Origin of the sequence: Oenococcus kitaharae DSM 17330 (genome assembly GCF_000241055.1) — a bacterium.
Taxonomy (GTDB): Bacteria; Bacillota; Bacilli; order Lactobacillales; family Lactobacillaceae; genus Oenococcus; species Oenococcus kitaharae.
Genome location: NZ_CM001398.1, coordinates 905477 through 931039, shown reverse-complemented (window position 1 = coordinate 931039; position 25563 = coordinate 905477). Strand labels below are relative to the sequence as shown.

Sequence of the window (25563 nt, the reverse complement as noted above, 5' to 3'; positions counted from 1 at the left end):
TTGATAGATTACTTCCCAGCCCTTTTGGCAAGTTCGGCAGAATAGCGATTGCCGGTAATTTTAATCTCTTTGGAGGATTCATTCAAATTATTTAATTCGTCCTCTGTGAATTTAACATCCAAAGCACCAAGATTTTCTTTCAAACGAGATAACTTGGTCGTACCAGGAATCGGCACAATCCATGGCTTTTGCGCCAGAATCCAAGCCAAAGCAATCTGTGCTGGCGTTGCCTGCTTAGACTTGGCAAAACGATCAATCAGATCAAGCAGTTTTTCGTTGGCGGCAATTGCTTCTTTGGTAAAACGAGGCAGATTACTGCGGCCGTCATTCTCAGCAAACTGAGTATTAGCACTGATAGCACCAGTCAGATAGCCTTTACCCAAGGGACTAAATGGGATAAATCCGATGCCAAGCTGCTCTAATAATGGGAAAAGTTCCTTTTCAGGTTCCCTGGTCCAAAGCGAGTATTCGCTTTCGACAGCAGCCAAAGGCGTCACAGCGTTAGCGCGTTTAATCGTTTCCAAGCCAGCTTCAGAGAGACCCCAATGCTTAATTTTGCCTTCCTTTTGGAATTGGCCCATTAATTCGGCCACATCTTCAATCGGTACTTTAGGATCTACCCGGTGAAGGAAGTAAAGGTCGATCGAGTCGCGATCTAGGCGCTTAAGCGAACCCTCTAATGACTTTCTAATACCGTCTAAATTGGCATCGACAATTTGTTTGCCGTTTTCAATGCAAATACCGCATTTGCTGGCGATTGTGACTTGATCCTTGTAAGGTGCTAAAGCCCTACCCAACAGTGCTTCATTAGTAAAGGGGCCGTAAACTTCAGCTGTGTCAAAGAAGGTCTCGCCTAATTCGACCGCTTGCTGAAGCAGATAAGTCATCTCTTTGGGATCTTTAGGATCGCCATAAGCAAAACTCATCCCCATGCAGCCAAGGCCCATGGCATCAACTAGTAAGCCGTTACGGCCTAATTCGCGTTTTTCTTTCATTTGTTATTCCTCTTTTCTATGAATTGCAGCTGTTCTATTGGAGCTTGCGATGAAGGCCGGCTAGCGTTGATCGGAAGCTGGCCACTGATAGCCGCAGATGAATCACGCCCGTTTACAGTACCAGAAGAAGCTATATCGCTTTGTGCACTAGCAGAATCCATATTAGCAAGATTGCCGCGTGTTCCCCGCTTAACAATTAAAGCGACCATTGTAATAACTACAAAAGAAGCAAGTACGATCAGTAGTGATCTGGATTTCATCTTTTCTCCTTTTACACGCCTCAATTCAGACTATCATTTGGAGTCCACTTCAAGTCAAGCATTTTTCCTTGTGAAAAAAGTAATTCATTTTTATTGTATTTTTTCTTGACTTAGAGTTAGCTCCAAGGAATATGATCATTTCTGTTGACCGCTCGCTAATGAAAAGTTAGTAATCAATGAAAAAAATGAGGAGACATTGAATGGCATATCAAACAGTAAATCCATATACGAATGAAGTCGTTAAGACATATGACTTCGCAACTAAAGAAGAAATTCAAGAGAGCCTAGCAACGACTCACAGTTTATATAAAGAATGGCGCAATCAGCCCATTGCTGACCGGGCCAAAATTTTGCACAAGGTCGCTGACATCTTCCGTCAAAAAGAAGATGAATTGGCCAAAATCGCAACCACTGATATGGGCAAACTCTTTAAAGAGTCCAAAGGCGAAGTTGAGCTTTGTGCTTTGATCGCTGATTACTTCGCTGATCATGGTGAAGAATTATTGGCACCAACACCCATTGCAACACGAGCAACTGGTGCTGCCGAGATTGAAAAACAGTCTACCGGTGTCATCATGGCTGTTGAACCATGGAATTTCCCTTATTATCAAATCATGCGTGTCTTTGCTCCCAACTTTATCGTTGGCAATCCAATGATTTTAAAACACGCTTCTAACACACCCGGTTCCGCTGCGGCCTTTCAAGCAGCTGTTGAAGAAGCAGGTGCACCTAAAGGCAGCCTGATCAATTTGTTCCTTGATTATGATCAAGTTGGCGATATTATTTCTGATCCACGTGTTCAAGGCATTGCTTTAACTGGATCTAAGCGTGGCGGCCAGTCTGTTGCCAAAGCCGCTGGTGAAAGTTTGAAAAAAAACTCAATGGAATTGGGCGGCACTGATGCCTTTATCGTCTTAAGTGATGCTGATGTCAAAAAAGCCGTTGACTTAGCTTGGCGCGCACGTTTGTATAACGCCGGACAAGTCTGCACTTCTTCTAAACGTTTTATCGTGGCTGATAATCTTTACGACGACTTCTTGGCACAGTTAAAGGCCAAGTTTGCCGCAGTTAAACCTGGCGACCCCATGGATCCCAAGACAACTTTGGCACCAATGAACTCTAAGAGAGCTAAAGACAAGCTGCAGGCACAAGTTGATCAAGCCGTACAAGCCGGTGCTCAAGTGTATTATGGCAATCAGCCGATTGACCTGCCAGGACAGTTCCTGCAGCCGACTATTTTGACCAATATTGATCAAAAAAATCCTGCCTATTACGAAGAAATGTTTGGCCCAATCGCCCAAGTCTACAAGGTTCACAGTGATGAAGAAGCGATTGAATTAGCCAACGATTCAGAACTTGGTTTGGGCGGTATTGTCTTCTCTGCTGATCCAAAACATGGTAAAGAAGTTGCTAAACAAATCGAGACTGGCATGGTTTTCGTTAATACCTTCTTGAGTTCATTACCAGAATTGCCTTTTGGCGGAGTAAAAGGCTCTGGTTATGGTCGAGAATTAAGTTCGCTTGGCCTGATGGCCTTCGTGAATGAGAAATTAATCCTGACTGCACAAGCACCTGACTACACAAACGGTGCCGGCGGTCTGGCAGTTATGTAATCAATATTATTTGCACACTCGATACAGTAGATAATATTAATTTCAGGAGTAGACAAAGCTACTCCTTTTGTGTTTTTATAACAGACTGTGTCATTTTCAAAATCTGGAGAGTAAAATGGAAAAAATTAAAAAACAAAGGATCATTCTGACAGCTGTCTTGATCAGCTATTTCCTGATTATTATGAGTAATTCAGTGATCTTTACAGGAGTGGTAAACATCCAACGCGATCTATCACTATCAGCTAAAGCATTGCCATGGGTCAGCAACAGTTATTCATTAACTTTTGGCGGCCTACTGCTGTTAGCTGGCAGATTGGGAGACATTTTTGAGAAAAAACTGATTTTCATTATCGGGATTGTCGTCTTTGGTATCAGTTCCTTGCTGGTCGGGATTGCTAATACTAGTGGTTTGATGATCTTAGCGCGAGCTGTTCAAGGTATTGGTGCCTCGATTATCGCGCCGACTTCATCGGCGCTTCTGCTAGATACTTTTGCCGGCGCCGAACGGACAAAAGCAATCGCTCTTTATGGTGCAACAGCCGGCATCGGATCCAGCGTCGGACTCGTGGTGGGCGGCTTGTTTGCCAGCTTGTGGACTTGGCGGATTGGTTTTTTAATTAATTTTCCGATTGCTGCCGTATTGCTCTATCTCGTTTTGAAATACGTGTCGTCGCAAGCGCAGCACGAAGGCTCTAAAATTGATTTTGGCGGTAGTTTGTTGTCAATTTTGGCGGTAGCCAGTATCTTATATGCGATGACCGCTGACAGTAATCAGTTAATATTCTTAGCTATCGGCATCGTCTTATTAATTGCCTTTATTGTGTTAGAGAAAAAAATTTCAAGGCCGATTATGCCGATAACACTTTTTCAGGATCCGGAACGTATTGGCGCTTATATTGCACGATTTTTTTACATGGCCGCGATGATGAGTTTTTGGTTTTTCACGCCGCAATTGATGCAGAACACAATGAACTTCACGCCTCTATGGGTCGGATTCGGCTTCTTTCCTATGACCATGGTCATGTATATTGTTGCAATGCGCCTGCCAATCATGACTGAAAAAATCGGCAATGCCCGTATTCTGCGTATCGGTATGGTATTAACGTTATTGGGTATGATTTGGGTTTGCTGCTTTCAAAGCGGTTTCGGTTACTGGTTTGGCATCGCCGCGCCAATGATTCTTGTTGGGGCCGGGCAAAGCATGGTAATCAGTCCTTTGACAGTTTCCGGCGTTGTCAGGACTCGCGGTGAAGAATCCGGTGCAGCTTCCGGATTAGTAAACGCCGTGCACCAAATTGGTGGTGCTGTCGGTTTGGCCTTAATCACACTATTAGCAGGAAGTATCGGTAATCAGGTTTTCCGTTATCGCATCTCAATGATTGTGGCCACTGTTTTGGTGGGCCTTGCATATATCGCGACGCTGCTGTTAGTGCGTATCGAAAAGAACGATTAAGAAGTTTTGATAGTATAGAGTTATCAAGTTGGTTTGTTGACACAGATCGACTCAATTAAAGGGAGAAAAAAATGAATATGTTAATACTAGCGGCTAACGGTGCGATCGCACGTTTGGTCGAAGAAAAAATCCTCAGTGATGCAAAATATAAAGACGTTCAGTTGACATTGTTTTTGCGCAATAAATCGCGTTTGAGCGACCTGGCTGATAATGCACGTGTGAAACTGGTTGAAGGCGACTTGTCGAACGCAAGCGACGTAAATGCCGCCGCTGCTGGCCAAGATTTGGTTTTCATCGCCTTTGGTGCGACTAGCAATCTTCAGATGACACAGAACGTCGTTAACGGAATGCAAGCAAATCAAGTTAAGCGTGTAGTCGAAATCAATGACCTAGGCATCTACGATGAGGTTCCTGGCAAGTTTGGTGCTTGGAACAAGCAGATTATCGGTGCCGGTATCCAAGTTGGTTTCCAAGCCGATGCATTATTAGAAAAATCCGGTTTAGACTACACCACTTTGCGTTTACCTTGGTTGAATAACCGTGACGAAGTTAAATACGTGCTGACTGAAAAAGGTGAAACCTTCCCAGGCACATCCGGTTCGCGTAAAAGCATCGCTGATGTCGTTTTGAGAATTGTTGCAGACCCATCTTTTGGCAGCAAAGCCAGCCTTGGTATTGCAGATCCAGCGACTGCCGGATTAGATAAACCCGTCTATTAAACAACAATTAGCTGCTATTTAAAAAACACCTGAGAATCTTTTAAAGAAATTCTCAGGTGTTTTTATTTTCCCCCACACAAAAAGCAGGTTTCCCTGCTTGAGTTGACTGTGTGTTGTTTGTTGTGCTTAGCCCTGCTGGTTGCTAGGACGCATGACAATTTCATTAATGTCTGAATCAACTGGCAGGTCGACAGCTAAGGCAATCGCCGTTGCTACACGCTGGGCCGGCATGGAGATATGGGCATAGAAGTCGGTTAAGGCTTTTTTGTGTCCGGATCTGTGACATGGTTGACTAGTTCCGTATCCACAGCGCCAGGAGAGACGACTGTGACTCTGACATGGCTTTTAGCCGCCACTTCTTCTTGCCTTAAGGCTTCAGAGATCATCCAGACACCAGCTTTGGTGGCACTGTAGACGCCACCACCAGCATGGACCGCATGAGCGGCGACGGAAGCGATATTGATAAACTGGCCGCTTGACTGCTGGCGCATGATGGGCAAAGCCGCATCAATGCCGTAAAGCACCCCGCGCAAATTGATATCAATCATCTGGTTCCAGTCTGCCACCCGGCCCTTGATAAATTCAGAGTGCGGCATGAGACCAGCGTTATTCATCCAGACATCCAAGCGGCCAAAACTAGACACCGCTTTATCAGCTAAGGCTTTCACCTGATCTAAGTCAGCGACGTCTGTGACCTGATAGACAGCCTGTCCACCGGCTTCAGTAATGTCTTGAACGATTTCTTGAAGACGCGCTTCTCTTCTAGCAGCTAAGACCAGTTTGTTTCCTTTAGAAGCCAGCAGCTTAGCTGTGGCTTCTCCGATACCCGATGAGGCACCGGTAATGACGATGACTTTTGACATAGAATCTCCATTTGATATTTTTGTATATGACAATAAGACTAATTAGTCCCAGATTTCTTTAGCCAGTGTGAAAGCTGACCAGGCCTTTGGCCAACCAGCATAAAAAGCCAGTTGGGTAATCAAAGCGACGATTTCAGTTTTCGTGACGCCGTTTTTCTTGGCTAATGCCATATGATCTTTTAATTGTGGAAAAAGGCCCAAAGACATTAAGCTGGACACCGTGGTCATACTGCGGTCATGACGGCTTAACTCGTCTTCCTTATCCCAGACTTGGCCAAAAAGAACATCATCATTTAATTTGGCAAATTGCGGTGCGAAATCGCCTAAGCGATCTTGACCAGCGGTTTGTTTTTCTGCCATTAGTTTTCCTCCAAACGGTTATAGTCTTCATCGGAAACAGCTTCCAACCATTCTGGATGGCCGGCTGTGATTGCGATGTGACTGAGCCAACTGTCTTTCGTTGCACCATGCCAATGTTTGACACCATCATGAGTCACAACGACATCACCGGGCTTTAACAAGCGGGCTGGATGGCCAGCTTCCTGGTACCAGCCTGTACCGCCAGTAACCAAAAGAATCTGGAAACCATCATGATGAATATGCCAATGATTACGCGTACCTGGTTCAAAAGTAACGACACCCACACCAACGTTTACGTCCGGGTCATTAACCAAGCCTTCCAGATAGCTTTGCCCCGTGAAATACTTAGCAAAAGCTTCATTCTTATCGCCAAGCGGAAAAATCACGCCTTGGCTGACAGCTTCATTTTCAACCATTGAAATCTCCCTCTAATATTTTGTTTCTGAATCTTTTCCCTTAGTCCACGTGCCGAACTAGGCTGTGGATACGTTCAACAGCGGCTGGGTCACGGTGGTCAAAGAACTGAGACTCTTTTTTATCTAAGGCAGCGATCTGAGTCAGCTCGTCATCCGTGAGCTTAAAGTCCAGGCTGTTGAAGTTTTCAGCCATACGAGCCTGATGCGTGGACTTGGCTAAAGCAATGACGCCGCGCTGAGTCAGCCAGCGCAAGATCACTTGGCCCACCGACTTGTTGTACTTAGCACCGATTTCAGACAAGACCGGGTTGGTAAAGATCTCATGCTTGCCTTCGGCAAAAGGCGCCCAGGCTTCCGGCTGGATGTTGTGATCTTCTAAGAAGGCCACCGCGTCTTTTTGCTGGGTCCAAGGACTGGTCTCAATCTGGTTCACGGCTGGGGTGACGTCGTTATAGAGCATCAAGTCCATGACACGGTCGGAATCAAAGTTGGACACGCCAATGGATTTGACCTTGCCTTCTTTTTTTAGATCTTCCATGGCCCGCCAAGAACCATAGACATCGCCATAAGGCTGGTGGATTAAATACAGGTCCAGGTAGTCTAACTGCAGCTTTTTAAGCGAAGTCTCAAAAGCCTTCTTCGTGGCGTCATAACCTGTATCAGAGACCCAGAGCTTAGTCGTGATAAACAGCTCATCACGAGAAACACCAGACTCCTTGATGCCTTTGCCAACCGCTTCTTCGTTGCCGTAGGAAGCCGCTGTATCAATCAAGCGGTAGCCGCTACTAATGGCATCAACCACGGCCTGGGCCGCTTGTTTTGGATCCGGGATCTGAAAGACCCCAAAACCAAGTACAGGCAGTTTGTTGCCATCATTTAATGTTTTAAATTCCATTATGAATAACTCCTTTTTTAACTTACCCATTCAGTAAACACCTTAAAGTCCACTTCAAGTCAAGGGGAAAAAGAAAAAAAGAGAATCTGGGAGAGAAAAATTAAAAAATCCTCGGTACAAAGATAATAATTAACACAATCATCAGCAGAATCCAAATGATCAGGCCGATCGGGTTCTGCGGGTTAATTGTCAAACCAATGCCGATTTGTTTCGGCACAAATATTGGCGCGTTTTTATTGATGGGACCTGGATAGATAAAACGGTAAAGTACCCAAGAAGCAATCATGACAAACATGACCAGTACGAAAAGTAGCGCGTTTATCAAATGAGAATTCCAAATATTGTGCACCTTAAATAAATTGAACGATACAGGAATGACAATCAAAAGCAGGGTCACAGTCAGTAACGAAAATTCCAGCTTTCTAATTTTCCTTTGACGACGAAGTTCTTGTGCATCTTCTTTGACTTTTTTCAAAATACCCACATCTCCTTTAATTAATAAATCCAGAGACAGATCATAGGCCCGACTCAATTCAATCAGAACATCCAAATCGGGATAATTTTTGCCCCTCTCCCAGTTCGAAACGGCCTGGCGATTAACGTGGAGCAGTTGAGCTACTTGTTCTTGAGTCATCCCCAGCTCTTTTCTTTTCTTAGAAATAAGTTCGCTAAAGGCCACGATTTTCTCCTTCAACATAAGCATAACGAGATTGGCCAACTTTACCTAGCAAGTATTTATTGCGTCCAGATATATCTGATTTTTTTAAATGCGGTAATAAAATTTTTTAGCATAATGTGCAGCAATTCATCCAAACACTTTTCACGGAATTTTTAATGGCGTGAATGAGCATACCAGACGCCATGAAAAAACTTTTTTCAGTTCACAGTGTGATCAATGTGGCAAAAAAATTTAAAATGTGGCAAAAGTGGCAAAAAATCAGAGAAAAATAGGGAAACATAGAGAAGGCTGGAATCCTTGCCATGACTGCGTTTAGACGCAAAAAAGCTCCCTACCAGCTTTTACTGGCAAGGGGCCTAAATGGAGTAGATGGGAGTCGAACCTGAAACGCTCTATCCCTTGTCCTGCAAGGCTTTAGAAATTCAAGGCTTTCCGGTATTACTTTTAATATTACTTTCGTTAACGAAATTAGCAAAAATACTAGCCGTTTCTTTCTTCTGCTGATTCGTCACTTCTGCATAAATCTGTAAGGTGGTATGCACATCACGATGGCCAAGCTGGTACTGGAGTTGCTTGATATCCATGCCTGACTGCACCGCTAAGGTCGCATAAGTATGCCGAAAGCCATGAATAATGATCGGCGGTAAATCAGCCGCTTTAGCCACTGCCCGACACCATTGCCTCGGTTTGCCTAAAGTCACAAAGGAATTAACCGAGCTATTAAAGACAAACTCACACGGGGATGAACCGTAACCAAGCGCCTGATACAGTTCGTGCTGCCTGAGCTTCCATTCAGCCAAAACAGCAATCGTATCATCATCAAGCGTCATTAATCGGTTGCCCGCTTTAGTCTTTGGCGCTTCAGAGATCAGTTCGCCGTTTGTAGTCGTGACTACCGTCTTAGAGATCGACAGTGTTTTATCAGCCAAGTCCACATCTTCCCAGCTTAAAGCCAAGGCCTCGCCTTTTCGCATGCCCGTAAAAGCTAAGAGTCTGAAGAATAAGTATCGGCTATAATGGTCTTTGGAATATAGCTGATAAGCACTGTTTAGAAACCGTCTGAGTTGTTCGACATCATAGAACTTCACAGAGATGCTAGATGGTGCTTTTTTAGCTCTCGGTTTATCCACGTTAGCAAAGGGGTTGTCTTTCACATAGCCATACTGCACAGCCTTTTTATAGACCTGATTCACGATATCTAAAGAGTCGGTATAACCGACTAACTTAGCTGCAAGTCCATTAACAAACTGCTGGGCTTTGATCGGCGTGAGTTCGTCTAGATACATCCCCTTGAAATAAGGTTGAATATGCAGCTTATAGCGCTCTTCAATTTTCTTGTAAGTGGATGGCTTCACATCTTTAGCTTTCATGGTTAGCCATTCTTTAGCAAGCTCATTAAACTTGATTCGCTTAACTTGCTGGCTTTCTAATTGGCCGTTAGCTTCCGCCACTTTATACGCCCGATAGGCGTTTACAGCCTCTTTATTGCTGATATAACCGCTTTTCATGGTTGGCTTGCCATTCAAGACGATTCTAAAATAATAGGACTTCAGTCCGTTTTTCAATGTTTTACTTCTAATTTTCATTGTCATTTATTCAATGGCAGTACACACATCATCAGTCACGAGAGTTTTTAAGAGTTGTCTTTCTCTGATAAGTAAGCCTCATGCAAAGCCCTTGAAATATCATTTTCATCAACTTTATCGCTAATATTGTCTAGCCTTTTCTCTGTTTGTTCTAGGCTTTCGATTATCTTGTGATAATCTTCTTTTTTTTGTAACTCGAATATATCTCTAAAATTTTTTTGTAATTGCTGTTTTGTTTCCAACATAATTTTTTTGAAACTATGGTAATAGCTGACTTCAAAATTTGGTACTCGGCTCCCTATGTAAGTGAAATAATCGCCGTTCTGGTCCTTATCTAAAGATGAATAATGTATATTTTCTGTACCATCGTTCCCTAATCCACAAGATGACATGAATTTAAGAAAACCAATGTAATTACTTGTTATACGCGCCATGTCAAGAAAATATGGTGCAAAAATCCCTAAAGAAAAAATCCGATGCATTTTTCGCGATATATAGGCGTCAAAGGGATTATCACCATTAAATGATTGCATGTCAGATACTTCATCTTTTTTTGACCACCCATACATAGATACTTTAATAACATCTAAGCGTTTGTATGCTTCATCTTTTAATTGGTTTTTAACAAACTGTATAGATTCTGGAGTTTTCAGAAACCTAAAATCATTAATCAAAAAGTAGGTATTTACATCAAATTCGCCGACTAGTCCAAAAATCCCCTCAATATTCCTTTGAATGATTTTTCTTTTTTTAACACTCAAATCTTCAAAAATATAATCAAACTCATGTTCTGAATAATCCGCATACTCATTAAAATCAACATCATTTAGTTTTTCTAAATACATATCAAGACATAGTTTGATCGGCTTGATTAATTCATCAGCGTCAAATAAAAGTTCATACGGCGGTCTATCGAAAATTTGAGATAGTCCTCGAATATATTTGCCATCTACACGATTTTGACCCTTCTCCCAGTTAGAAACAGCTTTGTCAGTCAAAGTTAGAGGCTGGCTATGACCTTCAGCAATATGCAAATCATTAAAGCGCTTAACAAGTTTTCCCTGTGAAATGCCCATTTTATGGCGCAACTTTTCAATTTTTTTTCCTGTAAATGATGGCTCTTTCTCAGACATAACTTCTTCCTTACCTACAGCAATGACATTTTGTGAGACTGTATGTACAGTAACAATTTTATACAGCACTGTAGTTTTATCTATTTATTTAATACTGTACATTATTCATTGTAATCAACATCAGCAAAGACATCAAGCTATGAGGACTACAAAAATCATAAATATGGAGGTCAGAAATGGCAGTACAAACACAATCACTCAACCAGTTAATCAAAAGCAACAAATTAAACTATTTTCAAGTCGCACATCAAGCAGGTATCAATCGGGCTACCTTGTGGGGATGGCTCAAGTTTGAAGATGATATGACAGCAGATCAGAAAAGCAAGGTTCTCACAGCGATTCAGGAGTTAAGCAATGGAAAATGATAGCAAGTTCTTCCCTATTACGTTCAGGCGCAAAGACACCCCCAGATTATTCGGCTTTAACGTTCGCAGCTTTGACACACTGGTCAATCAAGGAAAAATCAAACCGATTGTATTCGGATCACTAAAACTTTATCGCACGGATGAAATGCTGGCGTATCTGGAAAGAAAGCAGGTTAAATAATGAAAAATGAAGATACAAAAAAGCCCGTTAGCGAACGCACCGACCAAAGTAGCAACGCAAACGGACTTAATACATGGGATATCAAAGACGATATCTATACTCATTCTAACTTAAATCAGCATGGTAGCGAACAAGAGCGCCTTTTCAATGATACTGAGTTTGATCTCGTTGATCTAAAAAATATTAATACACATATTTTTGATGGCTGGCTGGATATGTCTGAGTCCTTAAAGAGATTAGCTAATTCGTTGACTTTGGGACGTTTTTACGCTCGACCATCTACTCTAATTGCAGACCAGTTAAATATCTCAGTCAGACGTTTATTCGATGAGATCCACGACTTGCGGGTTAAGTACCATATTCCTGTTGTCAGTTTTACTTATGGCGAATATCGGGGTTTGTTCATTGCACAGAGCTCGCTTGAGGTGGAAGCATATACTCAGCAGGCAAGATCAAGAGAAAACGAAAGTATTGAAGCTAGGGAAGCTGTTGAAAATGGTGTTAAAGAGGGAATTTTAAACAAGATCAAGCGCTTATTCCACGAGGCCAAGCAGCATGATTAACGGTTTAACAGAGACAAATTATAAGGCCTTATATAGGAGCTTAGAGGTGTATCTACATCGGATCAACTTAAGAGCGTTATTCGGACAGCAGTTCTTATCTGCTGAATATGAGTCCTTGCTAGCAAAAGGTTATCCAAAACTGGCAGCTAAGTATTATCGGCAGCTAGAAAATTATGCCGTCATCGAACAACTTGCTCAGCACATAGAATGCCATTCTGGGGATGAGCTGGTAGATATTCGAGCGATTGATCGAGAGGTAAATTAACATGGCAGACTACAAAACAATCGAGTCTAAAGATAAACAGTTCTTTGACAAATATTCCTTAAAAGGGCTGAAAATATTGGCAGAGACCTATCAGCACGCATTGGCAGAATTGAACAATCAAGTTGCTGGCTATCTGAATACACCAGACCAAGACCCTGACTTAATGACCTTGCTGGCCTCATTCTATGAGCTGACTCAAAAGGCAGATACCAGGTAACAATGAAAATTGTCAAGCCACAAATTCAGGCCTTACCGAGCGATGATGAAATCAAGTCATTAGCAGCATCCCCGATTCATGATTCCTTTCATCGCAACATGGACGGTTCGCTGAAAGCCAACGACCTGACCAATGCCAAGCAAATTCTATCTGTGATGCTGCGCCCCTTTGGCCAAACCGTGATTAAATACAATGACTTTGCCGAACAGATCGAAATGGTTTATCCCACAGACTTACAAATCGGTTCATTCACAATTCACACAGGCGCTTTCAATGATGACTTAATAAGTGCTTTAATCTCCTATGCTGATTCACAATTTATCTATCAGATCAGAACTGACCTGGCTTATCAGGCCATTAACGACTTAGCACACGCTAACCATTACAACCCGCTAAAAAACTATCTAAATGAAGCGTTTCATAACTGGGATCAACAAGACCATCTCACAGGCTTTATGACTAAATGGCTAGGCGTGGAACAGACAGACATCAATGTAAGAATGTTTGCTATTTGGCTAGTCGGCGCAGTCACAAAGGTTTTTCAGCCCACAGCTAAATTCGACTTTGTTTTACTTTTGCAGGGTGCTCCTGGCACTGGCAAAACAACCTTCTTCAATAAGTTAGCCGTTCGTCCTGAATGGTATACAGATAATGTCAGCGATTTTAAGGACAAAGACAATCAAGCCATTATGTTAGGTGCTTGGATCGTGAACGATGATGAGATGAAGGCAAGCAAGCATACAGGCTTTGAAGATACGAAGAGTTTTATCACAGAAACAACTTTGCAGTTCAGAGCACCTTATGAAAGAACTTCCCGTAAGTACGCTAAGAACTTTGTTATCGGCATGACGACTAATGACCCGCTACCGTTAAAGGATCGGACTGGTAACCGTAGATACTTTGTTTTACATCCTAACGCTGATAAGCGCACAGCCGATATCACAGACCCTAGTCAAACAGATCAGCTTCATAACGAGATAACACAGCTCTGGGGACAAGCCGTTTCTCTGTATCGTGATGGATATACAATCTTCCCGACCAAAGCCGAAACCAAACAGATCGAAAGTTTGCAAAATGATTATCTGGCAAGCGATGACGTGACAGACAGCTTGGATGATATCTTAGCAGGGACAACAGTCGGTACACACTTCTCGCTAAGAGAATTATTAGAACAGGTTATAGTTCGTACAGATCAGCAATATCTCAAGCCAAAAGAAAGGACAACGATAAGAAATGAAATCAACATGATTATGGCAACTAAACCCGATTGGCAATATGCTAACTGGAAAAATAAACCAGGCTACACAAAAATGAAAGCCTAAGACCGAAAGGTCTTTTTTTATTGTCTGAACTAAAAAAACTAACATTTACCCCCAAAAAACTAACATAAAACGGCTAAAAACTAACACAAAATGCAAAAAACTAACATTGTGAAAACTGCGCAAGCCTTGCTATACAGGCGTTTTTAAGACATTCATGTTAAAATGTTAGTTATTTTTCTCTAAAAGTCTTGAGATAGAAAAAATAAAAAAATAAAAAAATAAAAAGTGATTATAGATAGTTTGGGCAAAAATAGGTAACATACTAACATTTACCCTTCTAATGCCCGTGGTTGCTAGGTTTGTCCGTGTTAGTTGCCATGTTATCTATGTTAGTTTTTGACCCGATATGTTAAAAATACCCTCAGCGGGGATGCGCTAAATATGCAGCACAATGCCTTTATAGTTCCTATCTTGTATCTGTTTGCCTAGCTGATTTAGATCAAACAGATCAAAATGGGCAGCAAAATAAGCCCGCTCATTTCTTAACCGTTTGTTAACAGTAGCCTCTGAACAATGGCAGACTGTGCAGAGTTCTTTGATTGATAAAGTTCTTCTGCGATACTTAGCTTTTAACATAGGGCAGGCCTGAAAGAGATGGTATAACACTCTCAACAGCTCGTCTTGTCTAGCAAACGATTCATAGTCATCAGTGCTTCTACGGGCTTTTAGATAGGCAAAATAAGGGCTGAACGTATCCTTAAAACACCACAAACGCCGACAAGCTAAGAAAAAGTATTGACGACAGACAAGGTCAATGGCTCTGTTTATCGCCTTCTCAGTCAACTTTCATCAAGGTCTTTCTCGGGTTATAGGCAAAAACATGATCGAGTATGCAAACTCTTTGTATAGGCGATTTTTTAACTGCCTCGGCCACTGCTACTACATCCACCAAGGTTAGAGCTTTGATGAATGTTTCCCGTTCAATATTTAGCATGATACAGGTCTGTGTTCGGCCTCGATGGATCATGGCTTGAATATCCTTTAAGGACAAAGCAAGTTTAAAGGTATTCTTGGCTTCAGGACTGGTATATCTTACTGTGAGCAGTGGACAATCTTTTAAAGCCGAAACAATGGCAGCAGCCAACTCACTGCACTGATACACATTCCCATCAGCCAAGAGAAAAGGCCGTTCAGGAAAGGTCTGGCAGTAATGCAGACTCTGGCCAAGAATACGGATCGTTTTAATCACAAACTTATCAATCACTGGCTTAGTCATAAGTCTATTTTAATCTGATAGCAGATTACTATCAAATTGCTAGCGGCCATCCCCATACAGGGCAATAAACAGCCCTGAGAAGCTCTTTCGTCTGTTCGGGTGTATTGACCAGATCGACAGATCGACAGGAAAGCTCTAAAAACGTGAGCAACCGCTGGTGTTTTTCAGCTAAAAACGCAAGCTAGCAGATAGATCGGCTTTGATAATCGGTTGATGGGGGCTAAGGTGTTGTCAAAGAGAGAACGGCGCATAGATGGCGCTTTGTAAAAAATTGCCAAAAAATGAAATTTAGAGGGTCAATCTACTGCAACACAATCTAAAAACGTTGCACACAAACGTTGCACCCTAAAAACAAAAGGTTGCAAAGGTTGCAAGCCGTTATATCAGCGTTATAAAGCCGTTGGATCAGGCTTACATGCTAAGAATTGCTAAGGTTCAATGCTGATAATTCATAAGGTTAAATAATGGTATTTGATGGTCTAGCGCCCTTGCAAACCCTAAGGTTAAATGATGGCAAAGGATGGCCTAAAGGTTGGGAATTGTTATTAAACAGCCTAACAAAACACAACATGAAATCATGGCATTTTAGGGCATAAATGCTAGTAAATGCTAGTCTAAATGCTTGCTTTTGCTAGCCTAAAACCTAACAAAAATAGCTGAAATGTATGCAATAACGAGGCAAAATGACTCTATTTAGGCAGCAAAACCTGCACTTATAAGGGCATAACAGAGCAGTACCCCCTTTCAGTGATGGCCACAGTACCAAATCAGTACCGCAGATAAACAATAGTGATGATCCAATCCACTACCCTCTGACAGGGCAATGGTTCTCTGAGTCGGTAAACAGCCGAGTCAGCTTATCTATATGAGCAAGTCTTAGCCATGATTTGATGACAGGTTTTCAATTCAGTATTTTGCAGTGTGACCAGTCGCAAATCGCTACGCTTGTGAACTCTGAACAATCGTCCTAAAGTAGGACAGCACAAGAATGAGGACACTTTGCCTTGCCTAAGCCGTCGTTTTGACTGATTAGCAGACAACTATCTAAGGTTCTCTGACAGGACTTTTGAACGGGTGGACGTTAGTCACGCCCGATAAGATCATTAATCAACCACCGTCTTATGACGGGACACAGGTTGCTTTGATGATAGGTCCTGTGCAGTGTTGACAGCAGCGGCAGATCAAGCCTATCACACTGCTTACCAAGTAACAGGAAAGTGGTTCTAATCGAGCTAAAACAGCGTAAAAATGGCTTAAAACAGGTCAATAATCGACAGATATCGCCCACTTTGCCACTATTTAATCAGAGCGTGGTCGTCTTTAGGGTTGGAATAAGCACCACATTATCGCTTAAAACGCCCTAAACCCTTGCTATGACTGGCTATAAACCTACACCCAATAGAAAAACGGTTAAAATCGTTCGCTTTATGGCAATTAATTGCAGTTATTTCATAATATTTATGACTTAATCACGAACTAAAACAGTTAAAATAGGCTAGATTCAGGCAAAAATAGGCGAGTTATCCACATCCCCCGTAGGCAAAAAGTTTTAAAAATTTTGCTTTGACACAAGCAAAGGGCAATGTGTGCGCTCTTCCTAATAGCAAGTAGGGGGCGGGGGTCAAAATATATACAGACTAACTTATTTATTTATTAATTCATTTACCTATATCTTTCGTCAGCAATGTGTACAAGCGTGCATGCAAACACGCCCACAACATCCCCATAAAGCAAACAAAAACGCCCATAATGGACGCTTTTTTAGTCTGCTATAAGGTTTACTTAGTCGGTCTGGCTATTTCAGTCACGTCTTTAAAGGTCTTGATATCATCTCTGACCGCTTGCGACAGTGACAAGATCAGACTCAATCGGATAATGGCTTGCTTGCTGCTTAGCTCATCGAGTTTCAGACTGCCGACCATTTTCTCTAGTCGAGTGCTGTACTGAGTGGCTCTATCGAGTAAGTCCCATGCTTCATTTTCAATCATGATTAGCCTTATCTTCTGTGCTGTCAAAAGTATCTTCATTTACTGTGTACGACATCTTTTTATCTCTTTTCTAATTTAGTTAAGAGACTGATGGTGTGTGTAAAGTCATATTCATAACCTCACTTTGCTTAAAAATGATATTACTTTTCGTATTACTTTTGTAAGTAATATCAGGACTTATCCACAACCCTGTAAAACTTAGAAATGCCTCAACCACGGGCTTTATACGCCCTTAGAACATAACACAATGGAGTAGATGGGAGTCGAACCCATGTCCAAATTATTCAATCACATAAACATCTACGCTTATAGTTAACAAGCAAATTCGCCTTAGATCAAGTTGCTAACTTCTAGATAAAAGACTAGTTCGATTCGTTTTCACCAAGTCGGCTCCGAACAGAAACCTTGTCAGCAGATCCACTATCAAGCCGAAAATGTTGCCGTGGACTCAACAAAGGGCTACGCGACTGCGATCAAGCAGCTAATGCGTAAGATGGTTCATTATTTTTTGCAGTTATTTCTGCAGTCTATGACCCGACAAACGGAAACGCCGTCCATGTTTGTAATAACCTGTCGAATTCCGGAACTACCCCGAATGACACATATCTATTATAACATGCCGCTTTTGTCGCTAAGATTGGGGTATCCTGCTTAGCAAACGAGCTGTTCGCTGTTTTTTTTGTTACAATATTAAACGTGCTTTGGCTCCATGGTCAAGTGGCTAAGACGTCGCGTTCTCAGCGCGGAATCATGGGTTCGATCCCCATTGGAGCTACTAATAGGCTTTGTACCAGTTATTGGTATGAAGCCTTTTTTGTACTTAAAAGGCTCTATATCAAGGCTTTCAGCTGTTTCCATAACACTTCATTACGCTACGAATGAATATGTTTGTTCTGCACATTCTGCACACTTTCTGCACACTAAAATATGCTCATAGCCTTCGCATCATCTTCTTTTCTTTTTGATTCCAAGAGGTGAGAATAAACTTTTTCTGTAATCATTAAATTCGCATGCCCTAATCTTTTGCTTACATACTGCATCGAAACACCATTTGCTAAAAGCAAGCTTGCATGAGTATGCCTTAAACCGTGGATAGTCACTGATTTTATGTTCAATTTATCGCACAAAATCTTAAGATGTCGATTCATGGATTGGTTTGTATAGGGAAACAATCTTTGGTCATTAAAATCGTATTTACTTAATTCATCAAACCATACTTTTGGCATTGAAATAGTTCTGTTAGATGTCTCGTTCTTCGGGCCCTTTATTTTGTCAGTCTTTTGTTCAGCTGATTTTGTGATTGAAATGGTTCTCTTTTTATTGTCCATATCATCAGATTGCAGAGCGCTAATCTCTCCAAACCTTGCGCCCGATAGAATACAAGTTAATAGTAGAAAATTGCTTAAAGAGTGGCTTTCGAGACAGTAATCTATCAATTTGTGTGCTTCTTCTTTTTCAAGGAATTTCAGGTCTGATGCTTTGCCTTTGTTGCTGTAGACAAGATTGATCCTCAAATCCACTGGTTCTTTTATTAGTTTATCTGCGTAAGCGTCCTTCAGGCAGGCAGCGATTAAAACTTTTCTTTTGCGAACGGTATTTATAGCATGATCTTTTCCATATAAGTTAATTAATTGTTGAAATTTAATTCTGTTAAAGTCTATCAATAAAGTATCTGGTTCATATTTCTTTAATAACAGATAAGTCGACTTATATGCAGATAGTGTTTGGTTTTCTAGATTTAATTTGTAAGTCTCGTACCATTGCTTAAAATAATCAGAGAAAAGAATACTAGTGGTATTTGTTTCTGATAAATCGTGTTCTCCTGATTCCATCTTGGAAGCCCAGATCACAGCATCATTTTTAAACTTGAATCCGGATTTATTTTTTGTTTTATACTGTCCTTTATCTTTATAGGTGACTCTTACTTGCCAGTAATTGCCACGTTTTTTAATTGAAGCCATGAGAACTCCTTATGTACTGTACCGATAGAGTGAACTATATCTATTATCGGATAGTCTACTATTTGTAAAGAATTTTTTATAAATTAGCGTACTTTTTTAATTAATTTTGCTAAACTAATCAAAGACAGACATTGCTCGTGTTTGTCCATTGTTTAACTCCTTGGCAGATGTTGGCGCATCTTTAAAAACCTAGAGTTGCTGGAATTCGCTTACCAGCTGTCAATCTTAAGACGGAAAAAATAGAATATGGTGGACTAGGACACCTTAAACGCCATCCTACATATTGAGAACGACTATTAATTTAGTCGTTTTATTTTTATGAAAAGAAGATCATTTACTAATTTCATTAGATATAGCGACACATTGCATAGTTTGAGATCTGGACAACGTTTTTTTGAAGATACTTTTCTGAATCAAACGATTACTTATTTTTACAAGGACAAAATTGGTAACGACCGAGCGCTTGCAGTTAAATTTAAAGAAAATCAATTCATGCACCTACTAGGATTGAAATATTCAAAGGGAGCACAATCTTTTTGGAATGATCTAAAAAAATGCAATTTAGATTTTAGTGAGTTAACGCCGGTTCATGGCAACATTGATATTTTAAAGAATAAGATTCATATGTTAGATTTTTTGCCTGAAGTTGTTTCCTTGCAATGTCGAATTGTTTATCAATATCATACATACCGTTTAGTTGCGGATTATTTAATTAGATCTGACAAAGAGACGTTGGCTATTGCCACCAAAGCTTTCGATGGATCTAACCAAATTATGGAGTCGTTATTAGATATTTCATCGACCAGAAAAACGGGCTTTCAAATTAAACGTGGCTTTGATATTAACCGAATTATCTTTTTGAACAACAAAACAGGCCTAATTAAAATTGTTCAATAGCTCACCTTTTAACGTGATTACGGCTTGCTGCACGTATGTACGCCACGAAAGGTGGCTAAAGTTAGTTTTGAAAATAAGTATGCCGAGCACGCCAATCTAACAATTTGATATTGACCCAAAAAGCATAAATTCCAAATGTACAAATTGATAGCAGAAGCCATTTGATCCACATTCCAAACAATTCGACTGCTGAACCATCAAACTGTTGCCTGTGTCCCTCGATAACCGTATGTTTAGCTTGCCAACCGTAAATCATTGTAATAGCCCATGGATAACATATTCCCAGCGTGCAGGAAGTAACAATGGCACCAAGGATTTTATAGCCAATAAACTGTGCTAGTCCGCCATCAAAAAATGATTTACGTCCGTGCCTTGATTCTAAAGTTTGAGCTTGCTGCATAATTCTCTCTAAATAATTCCCAGCGGATTAACGTGGACGTAGCACGTATCCCTGCTACACAAAGTGGCTAGCAACTATAAGCCAAGTAGTTGCTTTTTCTTAGCATCAAAATCAGCTTGAGTAATTACACCAGAATCAAGCAACTAACAGTAGTATCCCTGCTACTAGTCTCCTTATAATCAATTTATTTTCTTTCTTCATTTTTTCTCTCACAAACGGATTAACGTGACGATGCACAGTGCTTATCCCAAATCTTGTGCTATATAAATTAACCTACCAATTATTTTGATACTAACGTCTTCGTCATTTCGATAAGAAAATGGTTTATTTGCGGGATTAAAACTATCTGGCTGGTCTAGTTGATTTGCTACTCCGTTTTTCCGGATCAGACATCAATAAGAAAATAAGAATAGAATTTAGCACACTCGCGTATAGATAAAGGATATTCCCTACTAATTTGTCACCCATATCATTATCAGATATAGCAAACCAATGAGCTAAGCGATTCCTAAAATTTAAACCAATTTCTTTATTGTCTTTTTCATAGCGTAACATTTATTGAATGGGCTTGGGCCCATTGTTGGAAAAATGGGCGTTCATCATTGCGAACCCCATAAGCAATGGTTTTCATAAGATATCCTCCTAAGAATCAAAAATCGATCAGCTGCTCGAATAATGGAGCTTATGACCAATTTATTAGTAAGTTTAATCTGGTAATCCCCAGCCTTAATGGCTTAATTTAAGCTAGTTTGAATGGCCGTTTCAATGTGGATTTTGGCAATATCCAAAACTGCGATAGAGAAATCAGTTGGCTGAAGAATCAAAGGAAGCTCTGTACAACCGAGAATCAAACCATCTAATTGATATTGTTGAATTAACCGTTGTGTCATTTTTAGTAATTGTTGCTTAGTTTCTCTTTTAACGACGCCGTTTTCCAATTCATCAACAATTTTTTGATGTAACCAAGTTTGTTCGTCAGGATTTGGCAAAACCACCTTAATACCAGCATCAATAAACGGTTGGCTAAAGAATGTATTTTGCATCGTAAATTTGGTGCCTAAAAGAGCTAAGCGGCTTAAGTGTGAGCTTTGTGCTCGTTTTAAAGCCGTTGTGACAATGCTTAATAATGGTAATGAAGTTTGTTGTTGAATTTGATCAAAGACAATGTGTGGCGTATTGCCACACATTAAACCAAAATCAGCGCCAGCGGCTTGTAACTCATTGACCGCTTTGACTAGATAAGCAACAACGGCGAGATAATCTTTTTGCTCTAGTAAGTCAAACATATGATACATATTAATACTGTTAATAACGATTTCTGGTAGCTGCTTATTGGTTCCTAAGGTTTTTTGGGTTCCCTTGATCACATCTAAATAATAATTAACTGTTGCTTCGGGACCAATTCCGCCAATGATACCTAACTTTTTCATGATCTCTTATCCTCGCCCAAATAGTATTTCAGTCGCCTGACGTCAGTGACCCGTGATTAAACGTAAATCTCACTCACCGAATAAAGGGCAGCTTGACCACTTAACAACGTCCGTGAACCCTGATAGTCACAATATAAGACTCCTGACCGTGGTGAAGCTTGATAGGCCGTTAACTTGTTTTTACCTAAGCGCTTAGCCCAATAAGGCACAATATGACAGTGACCACTGCCACAAACTGGATCTTCTGGTACCGCTAATTTGGGACCAAAGGAGCGGGAAGCACAATCATATTGATCGCTGGCAACTGTCGCATGCTGCAATAAACCATCTAAGTGACTCAATTTATCCATATTGAGATTCAGTTGTTCAATATCAGTGCCATCAGGGAAAACACATAAAAGATCTCTACTTAAATAGGCGGCCTCTGGTTGCGCGCCAAACGCTTGAGTCATTTCTTTAGTGACTGGTACCTGTTTCAAGTCATAAGAAGGAAAGTTCATTTCATATAATTCTCCCTTCTTAGTCACCGTTAAATCACCACTTTTGGTTTTAAAGGTGACGGTATCACCAGTTTCAGGAGCCGCATATTTAAAGACTAAAAAACCGGTTGCTAAAGTCGCATGCCCACATAGATCAATTTCACCACCTGGGGTAAACCACCGTAAATCATAATGAGTAGCATCTTGTTTAACAGCAAAGGCAGTTTCGGATAATTTGTTTTCCATCGCAATATTTTGCATTAATTGGTCGCTGGGATATTTGGGCAAAAACAACACCGCTGCTGGATTTCCTTTAAAAACTTTATCTGTAAAAGCATCAACAACATAACTCTTGGTCATGACTAGACCCTCCTTTTTTACGCGTTCACTAACCAACCCTTACATACATCAACCCATCGTTCGACATCAATGTATTTTTCAAGCTCATCTAGTGATAATTTAACAGCACTGTGATCGTCACCACCACCTGGATAAATGGTTGCAAAACGTTTCAACGACGCGTCTAAAAAAATCTTCACTCCTGGTTTAGTAACAAAGGGGCAAACTCCGCCGGGCGCATGTCCAATTGCATCTTCAACTTGAGCCCCCGGCATCATTCGTGGTCGTTGTCGAAATTCAGTTTTGAACTTGTGATTATCGACTTTCGTGTCTCCAGCCATGACCACCAAAATTGGTTGTTCATTGACTAAAAAAGAAAGTGTTTTGGCAATATGCGCTGGTTCACAGTTCAAAGCCTGGGCAGCTTCTAAAACAGTGGCACTCGATTCATCTAGGTGGGTCACCCGTTCGGCGAGTCCTAGTTGATCAAAATATTGTTTGGCAGTTTGGTAAGACATTTGCTCAACTCCTTGTTATCTTAATAAGATTAATGTATAGTAAATTCAATCATTAGTAAAACAAATAATAGTCATACCAGTATGAAAGGAATTAATATTAATGAAACGCCTCTTAGCTTTGCAGAAAGTCATTGAACTTCGCAGCTTTTCCAAAGCGGCTTTAGCGCTTGGTTATACCCAATCAGCTGTTAGTCATATGGTTGCTGCATTGGAAGATGAGTTTTCAATTAAGTTGCTTTATCGGTCACATGCAGGAATTCAGTTAACTTTAGAGGGCACACAAGTGTACCCTTTAATCCAAAACGCCATTCGCCAATACCAAGCGATGCAAGAAAAGGTGCAGGAAATCAAAGGATTAAGTTCTGGGACCATTAGAATTGGGACAATTTCGAGTATTTCAGCCCATTGGTTACCGGTATTAATTCAAAAATTCCAAGAAAAATATCCACAAGTTAAGTTCATTTTGCATCAAGGTGACTACACAACTATTCCTGAGTGGGTGAGAACTAATCAAGCTGATTTCGGTTTTATTAGTCCCGATGCCCTACCAAATACCGCAGTTCAATTTGTTAAATCAGGTGCTTTAAGAGCGGTGCTACCCCTTAATCACCCCTTAGCACAAAGAAAATTTGTGACCTTGACTGATCTGGTCTCTGAACCCTTTTTAGAATTAGAAGAGGGTTCTTATAGTGAACCCATATCTGCTTTTAAGGCCGCTAATTTAGATCCACATGTCAAAATTAGAATACATGATGATTATTCTATTCTCTCTATGATTGAATTGGGCTTAGGTGTAAGCATCCTACCCGAACTTGTTTTACAAAAAACAGCGTACCAAGTTGCTATTTTACCAGTCCAACCCGAACTAACCCGAAAGATTGGTATTATTAGTCAAAAATCAGCCATGTTACCCATTGCCAGCCAGTTTTTTATTGACTTTATCATGGAAAATGTTGATATATTACCCTAACAGGATAATAAGCCCCTATTCTCCATGAATAGGGGCTTATAAACTATCTGTGGATCCGTTGAAATGATTGTTCTTCTGGCTGTCTAACTTCTGGGTATTGTTTAACAAAATCTTGTAACTGTTTTTGAGTTCGGTCACTAATTTCTTGCTGCACATCATGCAGTTGGTCTTTTAATGGTGCTTTTGGTTGTGGATTAATTGCTTGCTTAATTTCTTGCTGCAAAACTTGATAAGACTGATTCAGCGCTTTAGCTGATAGCTGTTTTAAATCATGTTCAGGATCTTTTTGTGCTTCCTGTAATCCCAATTGCTTGGTTAAGTCATCACTAAGCTCAATCACTTTGTTACTCACTTGCTGGATCTCACTTAAAGCACTATGGATAACGGCTTTGTCTTTAGCCCAGGTGGCCACATAACCGAGTGAATAGTTACCGGTATTAACGCCAATACTTTGCATCGCCACATAGGCAACAGCTTCGGCTTGCGTTTCCTGATAGGCTCGTGGGTGATCTTTAAAGGCTGATTTTAACCCGTGTAGCTGACTATGTGCATATTCGTGATATAACGTCTTTAGTTTTAGCGCATTATCTGCTTCATCACCGCCAATCACGATTTCATTCGTACTGGGTTGAAAGTACCCCTTGGCACCATTTAGCTTCACTAAAGGCACTTCACTAACTTGAAGATCAGTTTTCTGGTTTAGATAATCCTTGAACGCGATATACAAGCTCGTGACATTCTGATGATCGACCAAATTTTCTTTGACAAAATCACTAGCATTTAAAACTGGTTGACCACTGGTTTGTGAGATATCGAAGACGGGGAGATAGCGATAACCAACAATCGCACGTTCGTCGGTGGTATCAAGCCGCTTTTGATCAGCTGGTGTTAACTTCTTAATAATTGGTGCTGCAATCCGAATGGCTTTAGCACCTTGATTGACGGTGCGGTTAAAATCAGTCTGCCACTGCTTAAAACCCGAGACTTGGGTCGCTTTAGGATTCTGGGCATAGATTAAATTAATATTTCTGGCACTATAATAATGAAACTTGGCCAGCGTATTAAGATACTGTTTGAATTGATCACTATCGGTTAATTCTAGGATTTGTTGTTCAGCTTGGGTAACTAATTGCGCTTTCCAAGATGAAACTGCTGCTTTACTCAGCATGAGCTATCCCTCCTCATCTTCAAAAATATCATTCAGTGTGGGAAGGCTGGTCATTGGAACCGGCGTTGTGCCATAAAGGGCAACATAGCCTTCGGCCAAGCTTTGCCAGGCCACTTGATAATAAGCGCCATTCCCACTGATTTCTGCTAAATACTTGTAGGCGCCATTCACTTCCAAAACTGGTAATTCGCTAGCAATGACTTCTAATTCATTATTCATTTCCTAATCTCCTTTGCTTTTCTAATATCGGCCATTGTTTGGGATGATTTTTTTAACCGTAAAGTGAACCCAAATGGCCGATTTACCAACTGG

Annotated in this window: 29 protein-coding genes, 1 tRNA gene, 1 other RNA gene and 1 pseudogene; 12 read left to right on the top strand and 20 right to left on the bottom strand. The window is 40.9% G+C overall.

Going from position 1 to position 25563, the window contains the following annotated elements; all coding sequences use genetic code 11:
- Nucleotides 1-8: 8 nt before the first annotated feature.
- Together OKIT_RS04590 and OKIT_RS04585 are read right to left on the bottom strand one after the other, a co-directional pair.
- Nucleotides 9-995, bottom strand: a complete 987-nt coding sequence (locus tag OKIT_RS04590; RefSeq protein WP_007745729.1) for an aldo/keto reductase — start codon at nucleotides 993-995, stop codon at nucleotides 9-11.
- A complete protein-coding gene (locus OKIT_RS04585; RefSeq protein WP_007745727.1) occupies nucleotides 992-1255 on the bottom strand; it encodes a hypothetical protein in 264 nt (87 codons plus the stop codon). The genes OKIT_RS04590 and OKIT_RS04585 overlap by 4 nt, the downstream gene beginning before the upstream one ends.
- 200 nt (nucleotides 1256-1455) lie before the next feature.
- Between OKIT_RS04585 and OKIT_RS04580 the strand changes: the two genes are divergently transcribed.
- The 3 genes from OKIT_RS04580 (at nucleotide 1456) to OKIT_RS04570 (ending at nucleotide 5040) form a co-directional block, all read left to right on the top strand.
- Nucleotides 1456-2868 (top strand): NAD-dependent succinate-semialdehyde dehydrogenase, encoded by a 1413-nt coding sequence (locus tag OKIT_RS04580; RefSeq protein ID WP_007745726.1) that lies wholly within the window; start codon nucleotides 1456-1458, stop codon nucleotides 2866-2868.
- A 115-nt stretch (nucleotides 2869-2983) separates the two neighbouring features.
- The gene (locus OKIT_RS04575) at nucleotides 2984-4321 is read left to right on the top strand and encodes an MFS transporter (protein WP_007745724.1); all 1338 of its coding nucleotides are present in this window, start codon (nucleotides 2984-2986) and stop codon (nucleotides 4319-4321) included.
- Between the two features lie 71 nt (nucleotides 4322-4392).
- A complete protein-coding gene (locus OKIT_RS04570; RefSeq protein WP_028291643.1) occupies nucleotides 4393-5040 on the top strand; it encodes an NAD(P)H-binding protein in 648 nt (215 codons plus the stop codon).
- A 126-nt stretch (nucleotides 5041-5166) separates the two neighbouring features.
- On the opposite strand, the pseudogene OKIT_RS04565 reads toward OKIT_RS04570, so the two are convergent.
- The 7 genes and pseudogenes from OKIT_RS04565 to OKIT_RS04535 form a co-directional block, all read right to left on the bottom strand.
- Nucleotides 5167-5903, bottom strand: a pseudogene (locus OKIT_RS04565) (SDR family oxidoreductase).
- A gap of 42 nt (nucleotides 5904-5945) precedes the next feature.
- The gene (locus OKIT_RS04560; protein WP_007745720.1) at nucleotides 5946-6263 is read right to left on the bottom strand and encodes a carboxymuconolactone decarboxylase family protein; all 318 of its coding nucleotides are present in this window, start codon (nucleotides 6261-6263) and stop codon (nucleotides 5946-5948) included.
- Nucleotides 6263-6679, bottom strand: a complete 417-nt coding sequence (locus OKIT_RS04555) for a cupin domain-containing protein (protein WP_007745719.1) — start codon at nucleotides 6677-6679, stop codon at nucleotides 6263-6265. Before OKIT_RS04555 ends, OKIT_RS04560 begins: the two co-directional genes overlap by 1 nt.
- A 40-nt stretch (nucleotides 6680-6719) precedes the next feature.
- Nucleotides 6720-7574 (bottom strand): aldo/keto reductase, encoded by an 855-nt coding sequence (locus OKIT_RS04550; RefSeq protein WP_007745718.1) that lies wholly within the window; start codon nucleotides 7572-7574, stop codon nucleotides 6720-6722.
- Nucleotides 7575-7674: 100 nt separating this feature from the next.
- Nucleotides 7675-8271 (bottom strand): helix-turn-helix domain-containing protein, encoded by a 597-nt coding sequence (locus OKIT_RS04545; protein WP_028291642.1) that lies wholly within the window; start codon nucleotides 8269-8271, stop codon nucleotides 7675-7677.
- Between the two features lie 404 nt (nucleotides 8272-8675).
- A complete protein-coding gene (locus OKIT_RS04540; RefSeq protein ID WP_007745716.1) occupies nucleotides 8676-9845 on the bottom strand; it encodes a tyrosine-type recombinase/integrase in 1170 nt (389 codons plus the stop codon).
- 41 nt (nucleotides 9846-9886) lie between these two features.
- Complete coding sequence (locus tag OKIT_RS04535) at nucleotides 9887-10972, bottom strand: helix-turn-helix domain-containing protein (protein ID WP_007745715.1); 1086 nt, start codon at nucleotides 10970-10972, stop codon at nucleotides 9887-9889.
- A gap of 176 nt (nucleotides 10973-11148) precedes the next feature.
- Between OKIT_RS04535 and OKIT_RS04530 the strand changes: the two genes are divergently transcribed.
- Genes OKIT_RS04530 through OKIT_RS04505 form a run of 6 tightly spaced genes read left to right on the top strand, consistent with a single transcriptional unit; the run spans nucleotide 11149 to nucleotide 13885 of the window.
- Nucleotides 11149-11337, top strand: a complete 189-nt coding sequence (locus OKIT_RS04530) for a hypothetical protein (RefSeq protein ID WP_007745714.1) — start codon at nucleotides 11149-11151, stop codon at nucleotides 11335-11337.
- Nucleotides 11327-11518 carry a hypothetical protein gene (locus OKIT_RS04525; protein WP_007745713.1) on the top strand — a complete coding sequence of 64 codons (192 nt, stop codon included), beginning with the start codon at nucleotides 11327-11329 and terminating at the stop codon, nucleotides 11516-11518. The genes OKIT_RS04530 and OKIT_RS04525 overlap by 11 nt, the downstream gene beginning before the upstream one ends.
- Entirely contained in the window at nucleotides 11518-12081 is a 564-nt protein-coding gene (locus OKIT_RS04520) for a hypothetical protein (protein WP_007745712.1), read from the top strand. The genes OKIT_RS04525 and OKIT_RS04520 overlap by 1 nt, the downstream gene beginning before the upstream one ends.
- A complete protein-coding gene (locus OKIT_RS04515) occupies nucleotides 12074-12346 on the top strand; it encodes a hypothetical protein (protein WP_028291641.1) in 273 nt (90 codons plus the stop codon). The genes OKIT_RS04520 and OKIT_RS04515 overlap by 8 nt, the downstream gene beginning before the upstream one ends.
- 1 nt (nucleotide 12347) lies before the next feature.
- Nucleotides 12348-12563 carry a hypothetical protein gene (locus OKIT_RS04510; RefSeq protein WP_007745708.1) on the top strand — a complete coding sequence of 72 codons (216 nt, stop codon included), beginning with the start codon at nucleotides 12348-12350 and terminating at the stop codon, nucleotides 12561-12563.
- 2 nt (nucleotides 12564-12565) lie between these two features.
- Entirely contained in the window at nucleotides 12566-13885 is a 1320-nt protein-coding gene (locus OKIT_RS04505) for a virulence-associated E family protein (RefSeq protein ID WP_007745706.1), read from the top strand.
- A 775-nt stretch (nucleotides 13886-14660) separates the two neighbouring features.
- On the opposite strand, the gene OKIT_RS04500 is transcribed toward OKIT_RS04505, so the two are convergent.
- The 3 genes from OKIT_RS04500 to ssrA form a co-directional block, all read right to left on the bottom strand.
- A complete protein-coding gene (locus OKIT_RS04500; RefSeq protein WP_007745703.1) occupies nucleotides 14661-15101 on the bottom strand; it encodes a hypothetical protein in 441 nt (146 codons plus the stop codon).
- Nucleotides 15102-16879: 1778 nt separating this feature from the next.
- Nucleotides 16880-17128, bottom strand: coding sequence for a hypothetical protein (locus OKIT_RS04495; protein WP_028291903.1), 249 nt, complete (start codon nucleotides 17126-17128; stop codon nucleotides 16880-16882).
- 206 nt (nucleotides 17129-17334) lie between these two features.
- Nucleotides 17335-17682: a transfer-messenger RNA gene (ssrA, locus tag OKIT_RS09505) on the bottom strand.
- A gap of 110 nt (nucleotides 17683-17792) precedes the next feature.
- Here ssrA and OKIT_RS04490 point away from each other — a divergent pair.
- A tRNA-Glu gene (locus OKIT_RS04490) sits at nucleotides 17793-17864 on the top strand.
- Between the two features lie 145 nt (nucleotides 17865-18009).
- On the opposite strand, the gene OKIT_RS04485 is transcribed toward OKIT_RS04490, so the two are convergent.
- Nucleotides 18010-19050 (bottom strand): site-specific integrase, encoded by a 1041-nt coding sequence (locus OKIT_RS04485; protein ID WP_007745699.1) that lies wholly within the window; start codon nucleotides 19048-19050, stop codon nucleotides 18010-18012.
- Between the two features lie 318 nt (nucleotides 19051-19368).
- Between OKIT_RS04485 and OKIT_RS04480 the strand changes: the two genes are divergently transcribed.
- The gene (locus OKIT_RS04480; protein WP_007745697.1) at nucleotides 19369-19947 is read left to right on the top strand and encodes a PBECR4 domain-containing protein; all 579 of its coding nucleotides are present in this window, start codon (nucleotides 19369-19371) and stop codon (nucleotides 19945-19947) included.
- A 61-nt stretch (nucleotides 19948-20008) separates the two neighbouring features.
- Here OKIT_RS04480 and OKIT_RS04475 read toward each other — a convergent pair whose 3' ends face one another.
- The 5 genes from OKIT_RS04475 to OKIT_RS04460 all read right to left on the bottom strand — a co-directional run bounded on the left by OKIT_RS04475 (nucleotide 20009) and on the right by OKIT_RS04460 (nucleotide 23113).
- Nucleotides 20009-20347, bottom strand: coding sequence for a DUF898 family protein (locus OKIT_RS04475; RefSeq protein WP_007745695.1), 339 nt, complete (start codon nucleotides 20345-20347; stop codon nucleotides 20009-20011).
- A gap of 74 nt (nucleotides 20348-20421) precedes the next feature.
- The gene (locus OKIT_RS09855; protein WP_081466759.1) at nucleotides 20422-20490 is read right to left on the bottom strand and encodes an SHOCT domain-containing protein; all 69 of its coding nucleotides are present in this window, start codon (nucleotides 20488-20490) and stop codon (nucleotides 20422-20424) included.
- Between the two features lie 591 nt (nucleotides 20491-21081).
- A complete protein-coding gene (locus OKIT_RS04470; protein WP_007745692.1) occupies nucleotides 21082-21777 on the bottom strand; it encodes an aspartate/glutamate racemase family protein in 696 nt (231 codons plus the stop codon).
- A 56-nt stretch (nucleotides 21778-21833) separates the two neighbouring features.
- Entirely contained in the window at nucleotides 21834-22616 is a 783-nt protein-coding gene (locus OKIT_RS04465) for a PhzF family protein (protein WP_007745691.1), read from the bottom strand.
- A gap of 17 nt (nucleotides 22617-22633) precedes the next feature.
- Complete coding sequence (locus OKIT_RS04460) at nucleotides 22634-23113, bottom strand: YbaK/EbsC family protein (RefSeq protein WP_007745690.1); 480 nt, start codon at nucleotides 23111-23113, stop codon at nucleotides 22634-22636.
- Nucleotides 23114-23213: 100 nt separating this feature from the next.
- Here OKIT_RS04460 and OKIT_RS04455 point away from each other — a divergent pair, with 100 nt between their 5' ends.
- Nucleotides 23214-24083, top strand: coding sequence for a LysR family transcriptional regulator (locus OKIT_RS04455; protein ID WP_007745689.1), 870 nt, complete (start codon nucleotides 23214-23216; stop codon nucleotides 24081-24083).
- Nucleotides 24084-24126: 43 nt separating this feature from the next.
- On the opposite strand, the gene OKIT_RS04450 is transcribed toward OKIT_RS04455, so the two are convergent.
- Together OKIT_RS04450 and OKIT_RS04445 are read right to left on the bottom strand one after the other, a co-directional pair.
- Complete coding sequence (locus tag OKIT_RS04450) at nucleotides 24127-25251, bottom strand: ArdC-like ssDNA-binding domain-containing protein (protein WP_007745688.1); 1125 nt, start codon at nucleotides 25249-25251, stop codon at nucleotides 24127-24129.
- A 3-nt stretch (nucleotides 25252-25254) separates the two neighbouring features.
- Nucleotides 25255-25470: a hypothetical protein gene (locus OKIT_RS04445; protein WP_007745687.1), complete on the bottom strand. Its 216-nt coding sequence runs from the start codon at nucleotides 25468-25470 to the stop codon at nucleotides 25255-25257.
- Between the last annotated feature and the right edge of the window lie 93 nt (nucleotides 25471-25563).

What these genes read in the sequence shown, in the direction of transcription:
- OKIT_RS04475 (WP_007745695.1), bottom strand. Translation starts at nt 20,347, where the DNA reads ATGCAGCAAGCTCAAACTTTAGAATCAAGGCACGGACGTAAATCATTT.
- OKIT_RS04575 (WP_007745724.1), top strand. Translation starts at nt 2,984, where the DNA reads ATGGAAAAAATTAAAAAACAAAGGATCATTCTGACAGCTGTCTTGATC.
- OKIT_RS04455 (WP_007745689.1), top strand. Translation starts at nt 23,214, where the DNA reads ATGAAACGCCTCTTAGCTTTGCAGAAAGTCATTGAACTTCGCAGCTTT.
- OKIT_RS04510 (WP_007745708.1), top strand. Translation starts at nt 12,348, where the DNA reads ATGGCAGACTACAAAACAATCGAGTCTAAAGATAAACAGTTCTTTGAC.
- OKIT_RS04465 (WP_007745691.1), bottom strand. Translation starts at nt 22,616, where the DNA reads ATGACCAAGAGTTATGTTGTTGATGCTTTTACAGATAAAGTTTTTAAA.
- OKIT_RS04550 (WP_007745718.1), bottom strand. Translation starts at nt 7,574, where the DNA reads ATGGAATTTAAAACATTAAATGATGGCAACAAACTGCCTGTACTTGGT.
- OKIT_RS04470 (WP_007745692.1), bottom strand. Translation starts at nt 21,777, where the DNA reads ATGAAAAAGTTAGGTATCATTGGCGGAATTGGTCCCGAAGCAACAGTT.
- OKIT_RS04585 (WP_007745727.1), bottom strand. Translation starts at nt 1,255, where the DNA reads ATGAAATCCAGATCACTACTGATCGTACTTGCTTCTTTTGTAGTTATT.
- OKIT_RS04530 (WP_007745714.1), top strand. Translation starts at nt 11,149, where the DNA reads ATGGCAGTACAAACACAATCACTCAACCAGTTAATCAAAAGCAACAAA.
- OKIT_RS04525 (WP_007745713.1), top strand. Translation starts at nt 11,327, where the DNA reads ATGGAAAATGATAGCAAGTTCTTCCCTATTACGTTCAGGCGCAAAGAC.
- OKIT_RS04445 (WP_007745687.1), bottom strand. Translation starts at nt 25,470, where the DNA reads ATGAATAATGAATTAGAAGTCATTGCTAGCGAATTACCAGTTTTGGAA.
- OKIT_RS04580 (WP_007745726.1), top strand. Translation starts at nt 1,456, where the DNA reads ATGGCATATCAAACAGTAAATCCATATACGAATGAAGTCGTTAAGACA.
- OKIT_RS04480 (WP_007745697.1), top strand. Translation starts at nt 19,369, where the DNA reads ATGAAAAGAAGATCATTTACTAATTTCATTAGATATAGCGACACATTG.
- OKIT_RS04545 (WP_028291642.1), bottom strand. Translation starts at nt 8,271, where the DNA reads ATGTTGAAGGAGAAAATCGTGGCCTTTAGCGAACTTATTTCTAAGAAA.
- OKIT_RS04570 (WP_028291643.1), top strand. Translation starts at nt 4,393, where the DNA reads ATGAATATGTTAATACTAGCGGCTAACGGTGCGATCGCACGTTTGGTC.
- OKIT_RS04460 (WP_007745690.1), bottom strand. Translation starts at nt 23,113, where the DNA reads ATGTCTTACCAAACTGCCAAACAATATTTTGATCAACTAGGACTCGCC.
- OKIT_RS04535 (WP_007745715.1), bottom strand. Translation starts at nt 10,972, where the DNA reads ATGTCTGAGAAAGAGCCATCATTTACAGGAAAAAAAATTGAAAAGTTG.
- OKIT_RS04495 (WP_028291903.1), bottom strand. Translation starts at nt 17,128, where the DNA reads ATGAAGATACTTTTGACAGCACAGAAGATAAGGCTAATCATGATTGAA.
- OKIT_RS04515 (WP_028291641.1), top strand. Translation starts at nt 12,074, where the DNA reads ATGATTAACGGTTTAACAGAGACAAATTATAAGGCCTTATATAGGAGC.
- OKIT_RS04520 (WP_007745712.1), top strand. Translation starts at nt 11,518, where the DNA reads ATGAAAAATGAAGATACAAAAAAGCCCGTTAGCGAACGCACCGACCAA.
- OKIT_RS04540 (WP_007745716.1), bottom strand. Translation starts at nt 9,845, where the DNA reads ATGACAATGAAAATTAGAAGTAAAACATTGAAAAACGGACTGAAGTCC.
- OKIT_RS04555 (WP_007745719.1), bottom strand. Translation starts at nt 6,679, where the DNA reads ATGGTTGAAAATGAAGCTGTCAGCCAAGGCGTGATTTTTCCGCTTGGC.
- OKIT_RS04560 (WP_007745720.1), bottom strand. Translation starts at nt 6,263, where the DNA reads ATGGCAGAAAAACAAACCGCTGGTCAAGATCGCTTAGGCGATTTCGCA.
- OKIT_RS04505 (WP_007745706.1), top strand. Translation starts at nt 12,566, where the DNA reads ATGAAAATTGTCAAGCCACAAATTCAGGCCTTACCGAGCGATGATGAA.
- OKIT_RS04500 (WP_007745703.1), bottom strand. Translation starts at nt 15,101, where the DNA reads ATGACTAAGCCAGTGATTGATAAGTTTGTGATTAAAACGATCCGTATT.
- OKIT_RS04590 (WP_007745729.1), bottom strand. Translation starts at nt 995, where the DNA reads ATGAAAGAAAAACGCGAATTAGGCCGTAACGGCTTACTAGTTGATGCC.
- OKIT_RS04450 (WP_007745688.1), bottom strand. Translation starts at nt 25,251, where the DNA reads ATGCTGAGTAAAGCAGCAGTTTCATCTTGGAAAGCGCAATTAGTTACC.
- OKIT_RS04485 (WP_007745699.1), bottom strand. Translation starts at nt 19,050, where the DNA reads ATGGCTTCAATTAAAAAACGTGGCAATTACTGGCAAGTAAGAGTCACC.